At 44.6% G+C, this 16,112-nt stretch carries 21 protein-coding genes; 7 read left to right on the top strand and 14 right to left on the bottom strand.

Annotation, left to right across the window (positions count from 1 at the left end):
- Positions 1-2: 2 nt before the first annotated feature.
- Genes IAE16_RS02490 through IAE16_RS02480 form a run of 3 tightly spaced genes read right to left on the bottom strand, consistent with a single transcriptional unit; the run spans position 3 to position 2,351 of the window.
- Positions 3-1,751 carry a cbb3-type cytochrome c oxidase subunit I gene (locus IAE16_RS02490; protein ID WP_323701140.1) on the bottom strand — a complete coding sequence of 583 codons (1,749 nt, stop codon included), beginning with the start codon at positions 1,749-1,751 and terminating at the stop codon, positions 3-5.
- 3 nt (positions 1,752-1,754) lie between these two features.
- Positions 1,755-2,213, bottom strand: coding sequence for a cytochrome c oxidase subunit II (locus tag IAE16_RS02485; RefSeq protein ID WP_323701139.1), 459 nt, complete (start codon positions 2,211-2,213; stop codon positions 1,755-1,757).
- A 12-nt stretch (positions 2,214-2,225) separates the two neighbouring features.
- Positions 2,226-2,351, bottom strand: coding sequence for a hypothetical protein (locus IAE16_RS02480; RefSeq protein WP_323701138.1), 126 nt, complete (start codon positions 2,349-2,351; stop codon positions 2,226-2,228).
- A gap of 216 nt (positions 2,352-2,567) precedes the next feature.
- Here IAE16_RS02480 and thiS point away from each other — a divergent pair, with 216 nt between their 5' ends.
- From thiS to hemG, 3 genes are read left to right on the top strand one after another with little or no spacing between them, the layout of a single operon-like run.
- On the top strand, positions 2,568-2,774 hold the full coding sequence (thiS, locus tag IAE16_RS02475; protein ID WP_323701137.1) for a sulfur carrier protein ThiS: 207 nt from the start codon (positions 2,568-2,570) through the stop codon (positions 2,772-2,774).
- Positions 2,775-3,578 carry a thiazole synthase gene (locus tag IAE16_RS02470; RefSeq protein ID WP_323701136.1) on the top strand — a complete coding sequence of 268 codons (804 nt, stop codon included), beginning with the start codon at positions 2,775-2,777 and terminating at the stop codon, positions 3,576-3,578. It abuts the gene before it with no gap.
- Positions 3,575-4,909: a protoporphyrinogen oxidase gene (gene hemG, locus IAE16_RS02465; protein ID WP_323701135.1), complete on the top strand. Its 1,335-nt coding sequence runs from the start codon at positions 3,575-3,577 to the stop codon at positions 4,907-4,909. The genes IAE16_RS02470 and hemG overlap by 4 nt, the downstream gene beginning before the upstream one ends.
- Here hemG and IAE16_RS02460 read toward each other — a convergent pair.
- Genes IAE16_RS02460 through panD form a run of 6 tightly spaced genes read right to left on the bottom strand, consistent with a single transcriptional unit; the run spans position 4,871 to position 10,391 of the window.
- Complete coding sequence (locus IAE16_RS02460; protein ID WP_323701134.1) at positions 4,871-5,329, bottom strand: Mut7-C RNAse domain-containing protein; 459 nt, start codon at positions 5,327-5,329, stop codon at positions 4,871-4,873. The genes hemG and IAE16_RS02460 overlap by 39 nt on opposite strands.
- Entirely contained in the window at positions 5,310-6,599 is a 1,290-nt protein-coding gene (leuC, locus tag IAE16_RS02455; protein WP_323701133.1) for a 3-isopropylmalate dehydratase large subunit, read from the bottom strand. The genes IAE16_RS02460 and leuC overlap by 20 nt, the downstream gene beginning before the upstream one ends.
- Positions 6,599-8,476 (bottom strand): ATP-dependent zinc metalloprotease FtsH, encoded by a 1,878-nt coding sequence (ftsH, locus tag IAE16_RS02450; protein WP_323701132.1) that lies wholly within the window; start codon positions 8,474-8,476, stop codon positions 6,599-6,601. The genes leuC and ftsH overlap by 1 nt, the downstream gene beginning before the upstream one ends.
- A 34-nt stretch (positions 8,477-8,510) precedes the next feature.
- Positions 8,511-9,404 carry a tRNA lysidine(34) synthetase TilS gene (tilS, locus tag IAE16_RS02445; protein ID WP_323701131.1) on the bottom strand — a complete coding sequence of 298 codons (894 nt, stop codon included), beginning with the start codon at positions 9,402-9,404 and terminating at the stop codon, positions 8,511-8,513.
- Complete coding sequence (locus IAE16_RS02440) at positions 9,401-10,003, bottom strand: hypothetical protein (RefSeq protein ID WP_323701130.1); 603 nt, start codon at positions 10,001-10,003, stop codon at positions 9,401-9,403. The genes tilS and IAE16_RS02440 overlap by 4 nt, the downstream gene beginning before the upstream one ends.
- Positions 9,993-10,391: an aspartate 1-decarboxylase gene (gene panD, locus IAE16_RS02435; RefSeq protein WP_323701129.1), complete on the bottom strand. Its 399-nt coding sequence runs from the start codon at positions 10,389-10,391 to the stop codon at positions 9,993-9,995. Before panD ends, IAE16_RS02440 begins: the two co-directional genes overlap by 11 nt.
- Before the next feature lie 77 nt (positions 10,392-10,468).
- Between panD and ilvE the strand changes: the two genes are divergently transcribed.
- Genes ilvE through IAE16_RS02415 form a run of 4 tightly spaced genes read left to right on the top strand, consistent with a single transcriptional unit; the run spans position 10,469 to position 13,521 of the window.
- Positions 10,469-11,386 (top strand): branched-chain-amino-acid transaminase, encoded by a 918-nt coding sequence (gene ilvE, locus IAE16_RS02430; protein ID WP_323701128.1) that lies wholly within the window; start codon positions 10,469-10,471, stop codon positions 11,384-11,386.
- On the top strand, positions 11,376-12,461 hold the full coding sequence (locus tag IAE16_RS02425) for a M28 family peptidase (RefSeq protein ID WP_323701127.1): 1,086 nt from the start codon (positions 11,376-11,378) through the stop codon (positions 12,459-12,461). The genes ilvE and IAE16_RS02425 overlap by 11 nt, the downstream gene beginning before the upstream one ends.
- Complete coding sequence (locus tag IAE16_RS02420; protein ID WP_323701126.1) at positions 12,458-13,063, top strand: LolA family protein; 606 nt, start codon at positions 12,458-12,460, stop codon at positions 13,061-13,063. Before IAE16_RS02425 ends, IAE16_RS02420 begins: the two co-directional genes overlap by 4 nt.
- Positions 13,060-13,521 carry a GNAT family N-acetyltransferase gene (locus IAE16_RS02415; protein ID WP_323701125.1) on the top strand — a complete coding sequence of 154 codons (462 nt, stop codon included), beginning with the start codon at positions 13,060-13,062 and terminating at the stop codon, positions 13,519-13,521. The genes IAE16_RS02420 and IAE16_RS02415 overlap by 4 nt, the downstream gene beginning before the upstream one ends.
- On the opposite strand, the gene IAE16_RS02410 is transcribed toward IAE16_RS02415, so the two are convergent.
- Genes IAE16_RS02410 through IAE16_RS02390 form a run of 5 tightly spaced genes read right to left on the bottom strand, consistent with a single transcriptional unit; the run spans position 13,484 to position 16,108 of the window.
- Positions 13,484-14,401 (bottom strand): TIGR00269 family protein, encoded by a 918-nt coding sequence (locus tag IAE16_RS02410; RefSeq protein WP_323701124.1) that lies wholly within the window; start codon positions 14,399-14,401, stop codon positions 13,484-13,486. The genes IAE16_RS02415 and IAE16_RS02410 overlap by 38 nt on opposite strands.
- 5 nt (positions 14,402-14,406) lie before the next feature.
- A complete protein-coding gene (locus tag IAE16_RS02405) occupies positions 14,407-14,616 on the bottom strand; it encodes a ubiquitin family protein (RefSeq protein WP_323701123.1) in 210 nt (69 codons plus the stop codon).
- The gene (gene metF / locus IAE16_RS02400) at positions 14,613-15,494 is read right to left on the bottom strand and encodes a methylenetetrahydrofolate reductase [NAD(P)H] (protein WP_323701122.1); all 882 of its coding nucleotides are present in this window, start codon (positions 15,492-15,494) and stop codon (positions 14,613-14,615) included. Before metF ends, IAE16_RS02405 begins: the two co-directional genes overlap by 4 nt.
- Positions 15,463-15,804: a hypothetical protein gene (locus tag IAE16_RS02395; protein WP_323701121.1), complete on the bottom strand. Its 342-nt coding sequence runs from the start codon at positions 15,802-15,804 to the stop codon at positions 15,463-15,465. Before IAE16_RS02395 ends, metF begins: the two co-directional genes overlap by 32 nt.
- A 7-nt stretch (positions 15,805-15,811) precedes the next feature.
- Positions 15,812-16,108 carry a GYD domain-containing protein gene (locus tag IAE16_RS02390; RefSeq protein ID WP_323701120.1) on the bottom strand — a complete coding sequence of 99 codons (297 nt, stop codon included), beginning with the start codon at positions 16,106-16,108 and terminating at the stop codon, positions 15,812-15,814.
- Positions 16,109-16,112: the final 4 nt, after the last annotated feature.

Here is a 16,112-nt window from a genome sequence, read left to right as displayed (position 1 = left end):
CCTCACTTAGCCTCTGCGGTTTCTTTTCTTTCATCCCTTGCGGATTGAGGTTTTGTGATGGGAATTGGGCTTTTGTCATTGTAGCCTGGGGAATCAAAGAAAACACCCCTCTTTGTAACATCGTAGAGAGGTGGGATATAGGAAACCACAAAGAGAATTACGCTGAAAGCAACCCATGGAGTGAGTTTTTGAAGAGATGGCATTTTTTCGTCATGATAGGGCTCTGCACTTGGGATATAAAGCTCCGCATTTTCTTTTGCAGGTGCAAAAAGCGTAGAGACAAAGGACACAAGGTATAGGACAAAGCCAAGAGTAGCAATTACACCACCTATAGCCCCCAACACCGCATAAAAGTGCCAGTCAGGCATATAGTAGGGAGAAGAGGGGTCAAAGTAAGAACCTGTTGCACCCGTTTGTGTCCTCCTTGGATAGCCCATAAGACCTGCTATGGAATAGCCCACGTTGAATATAACCATACCCACGAGCCATAGCCATGGAGCTGCTACCGCAAGACCTTTCGCTTTTACCTCTGTCCCCTTAAGTTGAGCCAAGAAATAGAGAGCCATACCCAAGAAAACGAGAGTCACAAGACCACCAACCGTGGTGTGAAAGTGTGCAGGAACCCAAGCAGTGTTATGAACCACATTGTTCATATTGTAAGAAGCATTGACTATTCCTGTTATTCCCCCTATGAGGAACAAGAATAGCCCAGCCATGAAGTAGGACACAAGCCATTTATCACCTTCTGTGCTTGCATAAGGTATTTTTTTCCACCAAGCGAAAAGAGAATCTCTTACTTCAGGATACTTGGACTTTATGGAATACTCCAAAGAAGAAGCAACAGTGAAAGCGGTTATAAAGCTTGGCACTGCAACACCAAAGGTGAAGATGGCGTGTATGAGCTTGTAGCTATCGGTTATGCTTGGCTCTGTATACTGGTGGTGGAGACCAACAGGGAAGGAGAATATAAGGAAGAGTATAAAGGCAAGTCTTGCAGCACCATCGGAGTAAAGTTTGCCCTCGCCTGTAACAACCTTAGGTAGAACTGTATATAGCATCACATATGCAGGCAATAGCCAGAAGTAAACCACTGGGTGCCCAAAAGCCCAGAAGAGGGTTCTTGCCAAAGAGGGATTTATTTCACTCACAAGACCCAAGGAAAGTGGTAAGAGTTGGAAAAAGATTTCTATTACCAGAGGAACAAGCATTATAAGCCAGAGTATGTGGTTTATAAAAACGCCGTAGACCGCAAGAGGAACCTTTTTATCGGGATTTTCCCTTTTCCAAGAGATGTAGTTGGGTATCCAGTCAAAGAAGAAGGGCACAAGAGAACCTACCGCCAACAGTGCAGCACCAAGATAAAAGCTCCAGTGAGCCAAAAGAGGTGGGTAGAAGGTATAAAGCACGTTCGCTTTGCCAGTAAACATAGCCCAAGCGGCCATAAGAGTTCCTACAACCATCAAAATAGCACCAGTCCACTGGACAGCGGGTCTAAGTGGTTTCTTAAGGTGGTAGAGAAACATAAGGTTTCCAAAGGCAACTATCAGAACGGTGGTAAACACTATAGCGTTTATAACCGCATGAAGTGTTAGACCTTGATAGTATTCAATCCTTAGGAAAGACAGCTCCTTCATAAAACCAGCTCTGTAGAGAACCTGCAAAAGACCGTGATACACACCAAAAACCAAAAGTAGCATAGGCAATAGAATTTCAATGTAAAGAACCGTTTTTATGCTACCAGGCACTCTCATGGTTTACCTCCTTGCTGTTGTAGTTGGCTTTACTATGAGTTTTCCAGCCATGTTTTGGTGACCTATACCACAGTATTCGTGGCACACTATGAGATATTCTCCAGGTTTGTCAAACTTATACCTTGCATAAGCAACCGCACCGGGAATAGCCATTAGGTTCACATTTGTGCCTACTATCTTTATACCGTGGATGACATCCGCACTGGTAAGGTAAATGTCCACTACAGACCCTGCTGGTATTTCAATTTCCCCCGGCTCAAAATACCACATCTTAGCAAGTAGGTGAAGCTCGTATCTGTCTTCCGCATGTTGGATTAGCTTACCCTCTGTGAAGGGCTCTACATCTGTAATGCAGGTGGGCACGTCAATGTTTAGACCTTTGGCAGCGTAAACAAGAAGACCGGTAAACACGCCAAGCAATACTAATGTAACTTTGAGAGCGAACTTTTCTGCTCTGTCCATGGCATAACCTCCTTACTGTTGTGTTGCACCTCTCATTACGAGAACTGCATAGATGCTGAGCCACAGCAGTGCGTAGATGCCTACCATGGACAGAAAGAAGGCTACTGCCCCTTTGGGGAAGAAGTGCTCGTCCTTCATGGCATACCTCCTATAACATTTTTTTATAGCACAATAAAACTTACTTATAATTATATGCAAGATATTATATTTTGTCAACCTCTATTAAAAGCAAGATTTATTCAATTTCTTCTTTTCACCTTTTATGGTTTATTAATCTTTAATAAGTAATTAAGAAAATACTAATATACTTATCCATCTTGCAAAACCGAGCTAAAGTTTATATTTAATAATTCCATGAGGATCATAGTTAACGGCAAGCCCTTGGAGGTGGAAGAGGATATCAGTCTGCTTGCTCTTTTAGAGAAAAACCGCATAGAGGTAAGACCCGTGGGACTTGCGGTGGCGGTAAACGAGGAGATAGTCCCAAAGAGTAGATATGCGGAGTACAAGCTGAAAGAGGGAGATAGGGTTGAGATAGTAAACATTGTAGGAGGTGGATAGATGTTAGACTATGAAAGGCTTTTGGAGGATGACTACCTTGAGATCGCAGGCAAACGCTTTCGCTCAAGGCTCATAATAGGCTCTGGTAAGTTCAAAAGCTTTCAGGAAAACAAAGAGGTTCTTGAGTCCTGTGGTGCAGAGATGATAACCGTGGCGGTCAGAAGGGTAAACATAACAGACAGAAACAAAGAAAACCTACTTGACTACATAGACCCTCAAAAGTATCAGATACTTCCAAACACAGCAGGCTGTTACACTGGAGACGAGGCTATAAGGACTGCCATGCTGGCAAGGGAGGCAACAGGCATAAACTGGGTAAAACTTGAAGTTATAGGAGACCAAAAGACCCTCCTACCAGACATGGAAGAGACCCTAAAGGCAGCGAAGTTTCTGGTAAAGGAAGGCTTTGTAGTCCTGCCCTATATCTTTGACGACCCCATATACGCCAAGAAGTTTGAAGACATAGGCTGTGCTGCGGTAATGCCCCTTGCAGCACCCATAGGTTCTGGTCTTGGTATGCAAAACCCTTATAACCTTATCTTCATCAAGGAAGCGGTCTCAGTGCCCGTTATAGTGGACGCAGGCATAGGAAGTGCTGCGGACATTCCACCGGTGATGGAGCTTGGTGTGGACGCAATTCTTACTAACACAGCCCTCGCGGAGGCAAAAGACCCCATAAAGATGGCGGTCGCTATGAAGTATGCGGTTATTGCAGGAAGGCTCTCTTACCTTGCGGGAAGGATGCCAAAGAGAACCTATGCAGTGCCTTCCTCACCTCTTAAGGGAGTGCCCTATAAGACATGATAGACGTTGCGGTAGTTGGTGCAGGCATATCTGGTCTTTCCGTAGCCTTGCATCTTAAAAGCAAGGGCTTTAGTGTTCATGTTTTTGAAAAGGAAGAGCTACCCGGTGGTAACATACAGACTGTAAGAAAAAATGGATACATACTTGAGCTTGGTCCTCAAACGGTGTTAGCGGATGCAAAGGTGGAGGAGTTTCTAAAGAAGGTAGGCATAAGTCCACAATACGCAGAGGAGAGCTCCAAAATAAGGTATGTATACAAAAAAGGTAAGCTAATACCCCTCCCCATGTCCCCTATTAGTTTTCTAAAGTCTCCTCTTTTGTCCTTTGGTGCCAAGCTCAAGGTCTTGAGAGAACCCTTTGTTCCACCCTCAGTAAAAACGGAGGAAAGCATAGGAGAGTTTGTTCGCAGAAGGCTTGGCAGGGAGTTTCTTGACTACATAGTTGCTCCCTTCGTGTCGGGTGTTTACGCAGGAGACCCAGAAGGACTTTCTGTAAAGTATGCGGTCAGAAGGGTCTACGAGCTTGAGCAAAAATTTGGAAGTCTTATAAAAGGAGCTATAAAGCTAAAGGCTCTGGGTCCTGGTGGTAGGCTTATCTCCTTTGAGAGTGGAAACTACGCGTTGATAGAGAAGCTTTCTTCTGAGCTAAAGGTTGACACGGAAAACGTGGTTCTCAAAATAAGAAGGAAGGAAAACTACTTTGTGCTTGATGCCAAAAAGGGTAAATATGAAGCAAGGGCTGTGGTGGTCTCTGCTCCTGCTACCTCCGCAGGCTACCTACTGAGAGATATATCATGGAGTGCGTCGGAAGAGTTTGACAGTATATATTACGCACCCGTTATAGTCCTACATGTGAGCGTAAGGTCTGGTTCAATTCCTCCTGGCTTTGGCTTCCTCGTGCCAAGGGTGGAAGGTAAAAGGATTCTTGGAGTTTTGTTCTCCTCTCAGATATTCAAAAGTAGGTCTCCAGAAGGCAAGGAGCTTTTGACCATCTACATGGGCGGAGCCACAGACCCAGAGATAATAGACTATGAAGAACAAGAAATAATAAACATAGCCCAAAGGGAGCTGAAAGAAACGCTTGGTGTAGACGATGTGGAGCTTCTTAACATAACGAGGTGGAAAAAAGCCATACCTCAATACACCCTCGGCTATGGAAAATACCTTGAGTTGACAAAGACCCTCGAGAGAGAAAACCCAGGACTTTTCTTAACTGGAAATTACCTGCACGGTGTGTCTGTTGCGGACTGTATAAGGTCAAGTGATGAGGTGGCAAAGAGAGTGGAAGAATACCTAACAGGAAGCAAGAATCTTTCTCAAGGCTCTTCTTAATTTTGGATGATGTGAACCTTTCCAATAGGCTTTGCCACATTGAGGACAAAGGGTGAAGTCTCTTCCATAGAGATAAACCATGGGTGGAACCCTGTCATTTACCTCTTCTCTATTCACTGCTAAAAGCTCTCCGTTGCAGTGGTAACACCTGTTGAGTTTAAGCACTGGCTCTATTTGAAAGTATTTTATAAGAAGGCAGAGCTGGACTTCCCATTCATCTTTAGGAATTATCAAGTATTCTATGCCCCAAGCTTTGAAGTGTTGCTCAAGCTTTCGTGAAGTGGTTATAAAAACCCTACCTTGATGCTTTAGAACTTCCACCTTACTTATAGCGGTCTTTAAAAGAAGTGCATCCTGGCCCAGAAGTCTGAGCCAGTAGGCAAGCCTATGTAGGTCTGCCTCAAGCAAGAACCTCTTCAAGCTCTTCCTTTTTGACAACCTCCTCTGGATGAGCTATCCTACCAAGCACTGCACTGGCGGCAACCACTGCAGGGTTTGCCAAATAGGCTTCGCTCTTTGGATGTCCCATCCTACCGGGGAAGTTTCGGTTAGATGTGGATATGCATCGCTCACCCTCTGCCAATATACCCATATGACCACCAAGGCAAGGACCGCATGTGGATACAGAAACAGAACACCCAGCAGACAGGAATATATCTATGAGTCCTTCCTTCAAAGCCTGCATGTAAACCTGCTTTGACGCAGGAATGACTATACATCTCACATAGGGATGGACCTTTTTACCTTTTAGTATCTTTGCCGCAATCCTTAGGTCTTCTATTCTTCCATTGGTGCAAGAGCCTATAAAGGCTTGGTCTATGGTTATATGGGTTGACTCAGACACAGGATGGACGTTTGAAGGAAGATAGGGCCAAGCCACCAAAGGCTCTATCTCACCGGCGTTCCATTCGTATACCACTTCGTACTGGGCATCTGGGTCGCTTTGGTATACCTTCCATGGCTTTTTAGCCCTCTGAGATACATATTCTATAGTCTTCTCATCGGGTGCTATAATTCCGCTCTTGCCACCTGCCTCTATTGCCATGTTGGCTATGGTGAGCCTCTGCTCCACAGAAAGGCTTCTTATGGCTTCGCCATCAAACTCCATAGCCTTGTATAAAGCCCCATCCACACCTATTTGACCTATAGTGTAAAGGATGAGATCCTTTCCAAAAACCCAAGGCTGGAGCTTCCCATAGAAGATAAACTTCATGGTAGGTGGGACCTTTAGCCAAGTTTCTCCCGTTGCCATAGCGTAGGCTATGTCCGTAGAACCCATACCAGTGGCAAAGGCTCCTATGCCTCCATAGGTGCATGTGTGAGAGTCCGCACCAACCACAAGGTCTCCAGGAACAACAATACCCTGCTCTGGTAGGATGGTATGCTCTATACCCTCACCCTCTTGGAAAAACCACCTTATGTTATGTTTTTTGGCAAAGTCCCGCACCATCTTTGCTTGCTCTGCGGACTTTATATCCTTTGCTGGCACAAAGTGAGAAAGCACAAGAGCAATCTTTTCCGGGTCAAAGACCTTCTGAATGCCATATTTTTCCAATATCTTAATGGCGAGGGGTGCGGTCACGTCGTTTGCCATGGCGAGGTCTATCTTTACCGTTATAAGCTCGCCTGCGTGAACCTCCTTCTTACCTGCGTGGTCTGCAAGTATCTTCTCCGTTATGGTCATACCCATTACGCTACCTCCTGCTCAAGTTTTTTCTTTTCTCCTTCCATCTTAAATTCTTCCTTTTTGCACTCGTTCTTTACCTCAACCCCATGTAGTTTTAGTATCTCTACCACCTCCTCACAGGACATGGTTTCCTTCTCCAAGAGCCTTTTTACCACTGCCCGTATGGCTTCCCTGTGTTCCATAACCACCTTCTTGGTATCTTCATAAGCCCTTATAAGTATCTCCTTTACCTCCTCATCTATTTCCTTTCTGAGGTCTTCGCTTATATCTACAGATGTAGTCATGCCACCCAAGAAAGGATTTATTGTCCTTCTCACTGCCAATGGACCCACACGCTCACTCATACCCCACATGGAAACCATCCTATAAGCGAGTTCGGTTGCCCTCTGTAGGTCGTTTTCCGCACCTGTGGTAATGCCCTCTTTGCCATAAAAGACTTCTTCTGCAGCACGACCACCCATGAGAGTAAGTATTCTGCCATACAAGTCCTGCCTATCATACATATGCTTGTCATCTATGGGTAGCTGTTGGGTGACACCAAGTGCCATGCCTCTGGGTATTATGGAAACCTTGTGAAGAGCATCAGAACCAGGAATCATTAAGCTCATTATGGCATGTCCCATCTCATGGTAGGCTATCTTTTCCTTCTCTTTTGGAGATATCATCATACCCTTTCTCTCAAGCCCCATAGTTATTCTGTCTATGGCATCTTCTATATCCTGCATTTCTATGACTTCCTTGCCCCTTCTTGCTGCCAAAAGTGCTGCCTCGTTTAGCACGTTCTCTAAGTCCGCACCAGTAAAGCCAGGCGTAGCCCTTGCCACTATCTCAAGGTCCACATTGGGTGAGAGCTTTTTATCCTTTGCATGAACCTTGAGTATCTCGTATCTTCCCCTCACATCGGGTCTGGGTATGTATATCTGTCTGTCAAACCTACCAGGTCTCAAAAGTGCAGGGTCAAGTATGTCTGGTCTGTTGGTAGCCGCTATGACGATTATACCCTCTGAGGTATCAAAGCCGTCCATCTCCACAAGAAGCTGGTTCAAGGTTTGTTCCCTTTCGTCATGCCCACCACCAAGATTTAAAGCACCCCTTGAGCGACCCACCGCATCTATCTCATCTATGAATATAATACAAGGTGCGTGCTTTTTAGCAGTATCAAAAAGGTCTCTCACGCGTGCCGCACCCACACCCACAAACATCTCCACAAAATCAGAACCAGATACGGATATAAAAGGCACATGAGCCTCGCCTGCTATAGCCTTTGCTAAGAGGGTCTTACCCACACCTGGCTCTCCGTAGAACATTACACCCTTTGGTGGTCTTCCACCCAGCTTTTGGAACTTCACAGGGTCTTTTAGGTATTCTATTATCTCCTTTACCTCCTCCTTTACCTCTTCCATGCCTGCCACGTTTTCAAGGGTAACCTTGGGCTTCTCATCTATGTAGACCTTTGCCCTGCTTTTTCCAAAGCTGAAAGCCCTTGAGGTGGGATTTCCGCCACCGCTAACCTGCCTCATCATGTATATCCATATACCTATAAAAAGAAGTATGGGAAGCCAAGAAATGAGAAAGGGAAAAAGCCAGCTACTTTCTTGCACCGCAACTTCTACTCTAACCCCTTTTTCTATGAGTTTGTTGACTATGTCTGAACCGGGTGGTATGCCCGTCTCTATCTTTTGACCCTCTGTGGTTATGCCAGTAAGCAGGTTGTCTTTAACCTTTACCTCTTTGAGTTTACCATCTTCTGCAAGCTCAAGCACCGTGTTTATTGGTGTCCTGACCGCTGTCTGTCCCTTATTGCTCTCAAAGAGATTAAAGGCAAGGACCATAAAGCCTAAGAGAACGACCCATATAAAAATGCTCTTCATCCACTGCATCTGTCTACCTCCACACTTAAAGATTTAATATTAATCATGCACCCAGCCTTTTCAAGGGTATAGCCTTTTTTATGCTGTTTATTAGTCTCTCTGTCTCTTTCATGTTTCTTATACCATAAAGGTGATAAGTTATACGCCTCTTTATGGCTTGTGGCAGTTTCAAAAAGGACTTCCTGTCAAGCTCACCTTCCTTGAAAACTTCCATAATTGCTTTCTGTGTGAGGTCCTCAAGCAAGTCTTCTTCCTCTCTTATAATTTTCCTAAGCCTTAGAAAACTCTCCTCAAGCCTTGGGTTTATCTTCTTTAGCTCTGGGATAACCTTATGCCTTATGAGGTTTCTCGCATAGCTAAGGTCGTAGTTGGTAGAATCTTCCACCCAGGTTTCCTTCTTTGACCTTACAAAGTCCTCTATCTCTTCCCTCGTGGCTAAATATAGCGGTCTAACTACCCTACCCTCCTTCTCCTCAAAGCCTAAAAGCCCTTCCCTTCCTGCACCACGCACAAGCCACAGAAGGACGGTCTCCACAAGGTCATTAAGATGATGAGCGGTTGCTATAAGGTCAAAGCCTTCTCTTTGCCTTATCTCCTCGAGAGCCTTGTATCTTAGCTCCCTTGCCTTAGCCTCAAGGTTTTCTCTCTCCAATTTAACTTCTATCCTCTCCACAAATACCTCAAGACCTTTTGCCTTGGCAAACTCTACACAAAAAGATTCGTCTCTGTAAGACTCCTCTCCTCTGAGTTGGTGGTTTATATGGGCCAGTGCGAGCCTTTTGAGACTTAGAAAACTCCTTAGTTCAAGCATACAAAGGGCAAGGGCTACAGAGTCCACACCACCAGAAAAGGCAACAAGCAGTGAAGTTCCCTCTGATATGAGTTTTTTCTCTCTTTGAAGCTGAACCACTTTTCTTATAAGCCTGTGGTATTTCATGCGATGAGTCTTCTTTTTACTTCCTCGTAAAAGGGGTGAGGGACACCTTCTTTGTGAAACCTCTCGAGAATCTCAAGAGCTGACTTTTTGTCTCCTTTCCTTTCCAAGAGATAAACCATAAGCTCATAAGAGTTTATCTGTGGCAAAGTGCCACCGTTTTTGTCTTTGAGCTCCTCCTTATACTCTTGGAACAATTCCAAATCCATTCGTGCATACTTTTCCATCTTTTCAAAGTCTTTTAGCTTTTGAGAGAGCATAACGAGGTCGTTTAATATTAGATGCTTTTCGTAAGGGCTCTGGCTTAGCTCAAGGGCTTTCAAGTATAGCCATTCCGCATCCTCGTATTTTCCGTCAAGCAGGGCTGTTTGAGCAAGTGTGCCAAGAAAGGTAGCCTTCGTGTATCCAGGGTTGTTTACCTCCCCGGTGTCAAAGTGCTTTGCTCTAAAGGGAAATCGCATATCCTTTATGCTTTTTAGAGAAAAGTAATACTTCACCCTCTTTTGGTCCTTTGGTTCAAGGGACTCATACCAATCCCAAAGTTCAAGGGCTTTTAGCACACCTCCCTTCTCTCTAAATATTCTAAAAACCTTACCAATCATGCCAGCTACTCACACCTTCTATAACCATCTCCCTTCTTACTTCCCTTATCTGATTGTTCTCATCCACATAAACAAGGTAAGGTCTAAAACCCTCAAGCTCCTCCTTGTCAAATAGACCATAGGAGGCTATTATCACAATATCGCCCACTGCACCCAACCTCGCAGCGGCACCGTTTAACCTTACTTCACCAGAGTATCTTGGTGCTGGTATTACATAAGTGGAAAAACGCGCACCGTTGCTCACATTATACACCTCTATCTTCTCAAAAGGTAAAAGGTCCGCAGACTCCATAAGGGCAAGGTCAAGGGAAAGGCTACCCTCATAGTGTAGCTCCGCACCCGTTATCCTCGCTCTATGAATCTTTGACTTTAACATAAACCTCTTCATGCCCGCCTCCAAGGGAATAAAAATATAAGCTAAGACTTGTAAACTTCAACCGCTTTTCTGCTATAATCTATATTGCCATGGAATACGCCTTTTTTGAAGGAAAGTTTGTCCCAATAGAGGAAGCCAAAATAAACATAAAGACCAATTCCTTCCACTACGGCACTGCAATTTTTGAGGGCATAAGGGCTTATTGGAATGAGGAGCATCAGCAGTTATATATCCTCTTTGCAAGAGAGCATTACCAAAGACTGCTAAGAAACTGCAAAGCCATGTTTATGGAACTACCCTACAGTGTGGAAGACCTTGTAAACATAACCGTAGAACTACTCAGAAAAAATCAGATAAAAGAAGACGTTTACATAAGACCCATAGTCTACTTTAAGGACCTCAAGCTCACTCCCAAGCTAATAGACTATACGCCCGAAATAGCCATATACACCTACAACTTTGGAAGATATTTGGATACTTCAAAGGGTATAAGGGTAAAGGTATCCTCTTGGAGGAGGAATGACGACAACTCCATACCTTCAAGATGGAAGGTGGCTGGTGCTTATGTAAACAGTGCTTTGGCAAAAACAGAGGCTCTTCTGGCAGGATATGACGAAGCTATCATGTTAAACCAACATGGCTTTGTTGCAGAAGGTTCTGGAGAAAACATATTCCTGATAAGGGAAGGCAAGGCTATAACTCCCTCTTACTCTGAGCATATACTTGAGGGTATAACTCGCTCTGCGGTGAAGAAACTTCTTAAAAACGAGCTTGTGGTGGAGATAGAAGAGCGTCCCGTGGCAAGGAGTGAGCTATATGTGGCGGATGAGATATTTTTAACTGGCACTGCAGCGGAGATAACACCTGTGGTGGAAGTGGACAACAGGAAGATAGGTGGTGGTGATGTGGGAGCTATAACAAAAGAACTTCAAGATATATACTTCCGTGCGGTAAGAGGAATGATAGAGCGGTATTTTGGCTGGCTAACGCCTGTTTATGAAAAGTGAAAGGTTGGAGTTTTTCAAAGAGTATGCTTATAAGATTTTGACTTACAACCGTCTATCGGGAACAGAAGAAAGCAGAAAAACCCACAAACTTGTGGAATCCTTTCTTGAGTATGCCTCCTCCAAGTATGAAAAAGAAACCTTTTATGTAAGAAAATTTGTGCCAGAGGAAGCACAGATAAGAGTAGGAGAGGAGAGTATAAAGGCTGTAGCCTACATAGGTAGTAAACCTATTGAGAATAAAGCCTATGTGAAAAGAAACTATATAGAGGGAGATATAGCCCTTGTGCCAGACCTAACTAAGGAAAAGGCTCTTTTGGCTCAGCAAAGGGGCGCGGTAGCTATAATAACCTATAGGTCGGAAGACAAGGCGGATGCATACGTGCACGGTCATGACATGGGTGCGAACATACCGATAGTCAGTATAAGGAGGGAGCATGTTCCCAAGGTGGAGGATTCTGAGGTTTTACTCAAAGTAAGGTCAGAGGAAAGGGTAATAGAGGGGGTAAACCTTTTCACGGAGATAGGAAAGGGTCCTGTGATATACCTGGTTTCTCATAGGGATACGGTGGCAGGAATACGTGGAGCTATTGGCAATGGTATTGGTTTTCTTCTCCTACTTTTTCTCTACGAGGAGTTAAAAGACAATTACAATTTACCTTATAGGCTCAGATTCCTTATCACTGACTGCAGAGAGGTAGGTATGGAAGGAGTAAGGTTTCACCTAAGAAACGGGGTAAAGCATACCTTTTATTGTATAAACCTTGAAGATATAGGGTGGCACAACCCTGTGGTCGTCTACAAAGATATGGCAGGATACAATGGAGAGAGGATAAACGAGATGTTCTACAGGCATTTGCAGGAAATGAGGGTGGATATAGATTTTTGCATGGTCGGTGAGCTGGAGGGTGAGCACTTACCCTTTAAGGAGTTAGGTATACAAACCCTCTATCTTAGCTCATACCCTTTTACTCTCAAGCACACCACCTATGACAACTATGACGCCATAAGCTGGGACCACGTGGTCATGTGGCACGAGGTTATACTATCTTTTCTTAGGAGGTTCCATAGGCTATGAGAGCCCTTTTGCTGTTCCTCTTTGTGGTATCCTTGGTTGTGGCACAGTCCTTTGAGGACTTTGAGAGAAGACTTGAGAATATAAGAAGTATAAGGGTGGACTTTGTGCAAAGAGTCCAGTATCCATGGCAGTCAAAACCAGAGGTATCAAAGGGAATATTCTACGCTCAGAAGGGAGGAAGGTTTAGGATAGAATACGAACAGCCAGAGAGGACCCTTATAGTGTCTGACGGAGTGCAGGTCATGGTTTATGTTCCCAGGGATAGGACTGCTTTTCTTGAACGAGTTGAAAGAAACAGCTCGCCGGTGGTGGAAGCCCTATTTCTGGTCTCAAGACCTCTCTCTGAGGTTTTTGAACTTGTGGGTGAGATGGAAGGTTCAAGAGGGAAGACCTTTATTCTCAAGCCAAAGGTAAGAGACGACTATTTTTCAAGGGTTTTGGTGGAGGTATCTTCAAGGGGAGATATAAGAGGTATAAGGGTTGAAGAAAAGGGTGGCACAATCACTACCATAGAGTTTCTAAGGATTACCACAAACTTTACACCCTCTGAAAACCTCTTTAGAGTGGTCGTTCCCGAAGGGGCGAGAGTTGTAAGACCATGACCATAAGAAGGGCAGAAGAGAAGGACATAAAAATTTTGGTGGACCTATATTTGTTAGGCTACAAGGGTCTTGAGGAATACTCCTATACACACCCGGATGACGTGCAAGCATATCTTAACTGGCTTTTTAGGAGGGATGTGGCGGGTATATGGCTTGCAGAGGAGGATAGCAAAGTAGTTGGCTTTGTTGCCAGCGACGGAAATTGGTTTAGTAAAAGGGAAGGTAAGGTGGTGGGTGCTATTCATGAACTTGTGGTTCTTCCCGAGTATAGAAATAGGGGTATAGGTAGGGCTCTTGTGCAAAAGGCTTTGGAATACTTCAAAAGCAGGGGGCTTGATATGGCGGAGCTTTGGGTAGGGGACGAAAATAAACAGGCTATAGACTTTTACAAAAATCTCGGCTTTGAGGAGAGGGACAGGTTTAACTACTGGGTGAGGATGACAAAAGCTTTGGAATAACCCTTTCTTTTAACCTGCAGACGGAGCATACTTCAGCAGTGGTGGGCTCACCACAGACTTTGCAAGGTCTTAATTCCACCTCTTGGGTTTGAAGTATAGGGTGCAGTCTTCTCAAAAAGTCCATGTAAAACCTTAGCTTGGTTCCTGGGCTCTTTTCTTCCATCTGGGCGAGTGTTTTCTTGTATTCTATGGAGCTTGCACCTTCCGAGAAGGGACATTCCTCTTCCACATATTCAATGCCAGAAAGAAAGGCATATAGGGCGTTTTCCTTTTCTGTAAACTTCACAAGAGGCTTTACCTTTCTCACGAAACCATCTCCTTCCAACAGGACTGGAAACTGTCTTGAAAGATAACCCATGTTCCAGCTTAGCACGTTAGAAAGGAGGGTTGCACTTTCATCGTCAAGGTTGTGTCCTGTAGCTATCACATGGTAGCCCTTCTCCCTTGCAAAGCGGTTCATGTAGTATCTCTTGAGCTGTCCGCAGAAGGAACAGGCAGGTCTGCTTTCCACCTCTTTTATCTCTGGTATGGTAGCAATCTCTTTTCTTAGCTCCAACACATAAAGCTCAAGCTCCCTCTCTTTTGCAAACCTTTCACAGGCAAGTCTTGACCTCTGAGAATACTCACCTATACCTAAGTCTATATAAAGACCATCCGCTGTGTATCCAAGCCTACACAGTGCATCCCACAGAGAAAGGCTATCTTTCCCACCAGAGACTGCAACAAGGACCCTATCGTCCTTACCGAACATTTTGAACTCTCTTATAGTGGACTCTACCCTTTTGAGATACCACTCTATGTAGTGCTCCTTGCAAAGAGAAAGCCTATGTTGAGGGAGATACACTACCGCCTTTTGTCCGCACCTTTGACACCTACGCATTCTTTTTAAATATATCCACCCGATATGGCGTTTATAACCCTTACACTTTCTCCGTCTACTATGGTGTCTTTCTCCTCAAGCACATCCTCGCCCTTGACCACAAAGGCATATTCCCTTGAAAGCCCTAAGGCTTTGAGAAGTTCACCTACCCTTACCCTTTCGCCCTCAAACTCCAGTTCAAGGGTCTGTCCCCTATAGCTTACCTTCACCCTCATGTTTTTAAAGCACCTTTTATGCCTTCGTATACAAGAAGTGTAGCCTTTGACTTGTTTAGGGTATAAAAGTGCAGACCTTGCACGCGGTTGTCCAAAAGGTCAAGGCACTGCTCTATGGCAAACTCTACACCGATCTTTAGTGTCTCTTCTGGATTGTCCGCATAAGGCTCAAGTCTTTCCACAAGGCTTTGGGGTATCTCCGCACCGCACATGCTGGCAAACTTCTGTATCTGCCGGAAGTTGGTAATTGGCATTATACCCGGTATAATGGGAATGTTTATGTGTGCCCTTTGGCAAAGCTCCAAGAACCTGTAAAAGTAAGAGTTATCAAAAAACATCTGGGTTATGGAAAAGTCCGCACCCGCCTCTACCTTCTGCTTGAAGTATCTTATCTCCCACTCCATGTTGGGAGATTCTGGATGTCCCTCTGGGTAAGAGGCGACGCCTATGGAGAAGGTGTTTCCGAAGTTTTCCCTTATAAACCTCACAAGCTCAGAGCTATGCTTGCAGGCACCCTCTGGAGGCTTAAAATCTGGCATGTTTGCAGGAAGGTCTCCTCTAAGGGCTAATATGTTTTCTATCCCTATCTGTGCGTAGCCTTTGAGTATATCGTATAGGTCTTCTTTTGTATGGGCTATGCAGGTAAGATGTGCCATTACGGTGAGGTTTGTTTCTTTGTGAATTCTTTCTACTACTCTTCTTGTCCTGTCCCTTGTGCTTCCACCCGCTCCATAGGTTACAGACACAAAGGTAGGGTTTAACTGCTGAAGGCTCTTTATGGTCTGGAAAAGCTCCTCCTCCCCTTCTGGCGTTTTTGGGGGAAAAAATTCAAAGGATACGCTAAACTTACCCTGCCTTAGATAATCTCCTATCTTCAAGCAAAGCCTCCGAAAAGTTTATAAGTCTTATTTTACAGGGTGCTGGTGACTTTATAAACATACTAAGCAGTTCTATAAGCCTTTCCACTTCCTCTGGATGCTCTTTTACAAAAGAGTATAGAAAAGGAAGGGAGTCTTCTATTTCAAAGCTCAGTTCCCTTGTGCCTTTTATCTCTTCAAGGTCTTTGCCTTCTTTGAAGGCTCTCAAAACCTTTATAGACCTGCTTATAAGGTCATCCCTGGTCTTTGCCCACTTGAGGTCTGTATACCTTACCGTTATCTCAAAGAATGCCCTAAGGGTATGCTCCATAAATGCCTTATCCCAGCTCCTTTAGGTCCTTTATAAACTGGTCTACATCAATGGCAGGCATGGTAAGTGTCCTTATAGTCCCTCTTGAGCCAAGCTCCACCGCCATTTTAACTATGGTGTCGTTATCTGGAGCTTCAAGAATGTTGACAAAGTCGTAGGGTCCCATCACCACATATTGGGCAAGCACTTTGACGCCAAAACGCTCCAGCACTTCCTTGTCTACTTCCTTTATCCTCTCGGGCTTGTGCTTGAGGGTTTTCATACCCTCGTCGGTTAGAGTGGTTAGCATCACATACACTGGCATGGCG

Origin of the sequence: Hydrogenobacter sp. T-2 (assembly GCF_033971325.1) — a bacterium.
In the GTDB taxonomy this organism is placed as follows: Bacteria; Aquificota; Aquificia; order Aquificales; family Aquificaceae; genus Pampinifervens; species Pampinifervens diazotrophicum.
The sequence above is the reverse complement of the archived record's forward strand: the minus strand, read 5'-3'. Positions and strand labels throughout refer to the sequence as shown.

What these genes read in the sequence shown, in the direction of transcription:
- leuC (WP_323701133.1), bottom strand. Translation starts at nt 6,599, where the DNA reads ATGGGTATGACCATAACGGAGAAGATACTTGCAGACCACGCAGGTAAG.
- IAE16_RS02410 (WP_323701124.1), bottom strand. Translation starts at nt 14,401, where the DNA reads ATGCGTAGGTGTCAAAGGTGCGGACAAAAGGCGGTAGTGTATCTCCCT.
- IAE16_RS02470 (WP_323701136.1), top strand. Translation starts at nt 2,775, where the DNA reads ATGTTAGACTATGAAAGGCTTTTGGAGGATGACTACCTTGAGATCGCA.
- IAE16_RS02490 (WP_323701140.1), bottom strand. Translation starts at nt 1,751, where the DNA reads ATGAGAGTGCCTGGTAGCATAAAAACGGTTCTTTACATTGAAATTCTA.
- panD (WP_323701129.1), bottom strand. Translation starts at nt 10,391, where the DNA reads ATGAAGAGGTTTATGTTAAAGTCAAAGATTCATAGAGCGAGGATAACG.
- hemG (WP_323701135.1), top strand. Translation starts at nt 3,575, where the DNA reads ATGATAGACGTTGCGGTAGTTGGTGCAGGCATATCTGGTCTTTCCGTA.
- IAE16_RS02425 (WP_323701127.1), top strand. Translation starts at nt 11,376, where the DNA reads ATGAAAAGTGAAAGGTTGGAGTTTTTCAAAGAGTATGCTTATAAGATT.
- ftsH (WP_323701132.1), bottom strand. Translation starts at nt 8,476, where the DNA reads ATGCAGTGGATGAAGAGCATTTTTATATGGGTCGTTCTCTTAGGCTTT.
- IAE16_RS02395 (WP_323701121.1), bottom strand. Translation starts at nt 15,804, where the DNA reads ATGGAGCATACCCTTAGGGCATTCTTTGAGATAACGGTAAGGTATACA.
- IAE16_RS02440 (WP_323701130.1), bottom strand. Translation starts at nt 10,003, where the DNA reads ATGATTGGTAAGGTTTTTAGAATATTTAGAGAGAAGGGAGGTGTGCTA.
- IAE16_RS02485 (WP_323701139.1), bottom strand. Translation starts at nt 2,213, where the DNA reads ATGGACAGAGCAGAAAAGTTCGCTCTCAAAGTTACATTAGTATTGCTT.
- IAE16_RS02415 (WP_323701125.1), top strand. Translation starts at nt 13,060, where the DNA reads ATGACCATAAGAAGGGCAGAAGAGAAGGACATAAAAATTTTGGTGGAC.
- tilS (WP_323701131.1), bottom strand. Translation starts at nt 9,404, where the DNA reads ATGAAATACCACAGGCTTATAAGAAAAGTGGTTCAGCTTCAAAGAGAG.
- IAE16_RS02390 (WP_323701120.1), bottom strand. Translation starts at nt 16,108, where the DNA reads ATGCCAGTGTATGTGATGCTAACCACTCTAACCGACGAGGGTATGAAA.
- IAE16_RS02405 (WP_323701123.1), bottom strand. Translation starts at nt 14,616, where the DNA reads ATGAGGGTGAAGGTAAGCTATAGGGGACAGACCCTTGAACTGGAGTTT.
- IAE16_RS02480 (WP_323701138.1), bottom strand. Translation starts at nt 2,351, where the DNA reads ATGAAGGACGAGCACTTCTTCCCCAAAGGGGCAGTAGCCTTCTTTCTG.
- IAE16_RS02420 (WP_323701126.1), top strand. Translation starts at nt 12,458, where the DNA reads ATGAGAGCCCTTTTGCTGTTCCTCTTTGTGGTATCCTTGGTTGTGGCA.
- ilvE (WP_323701128.1), top strand. Translation starts at nt 10,469, where the DNA reads ATGGAATACGCCTTTTTTGAAGGAAAGTTTGTCCCAATAGAGGAAGCC.
- thiS (WP_323701137.1), top strand. Translation starts at nt 2,568, where the DNA reads ATGAGGATCATAGTTAACGGCAAGCCCTTGGAGGTGGAAGAGGATATC.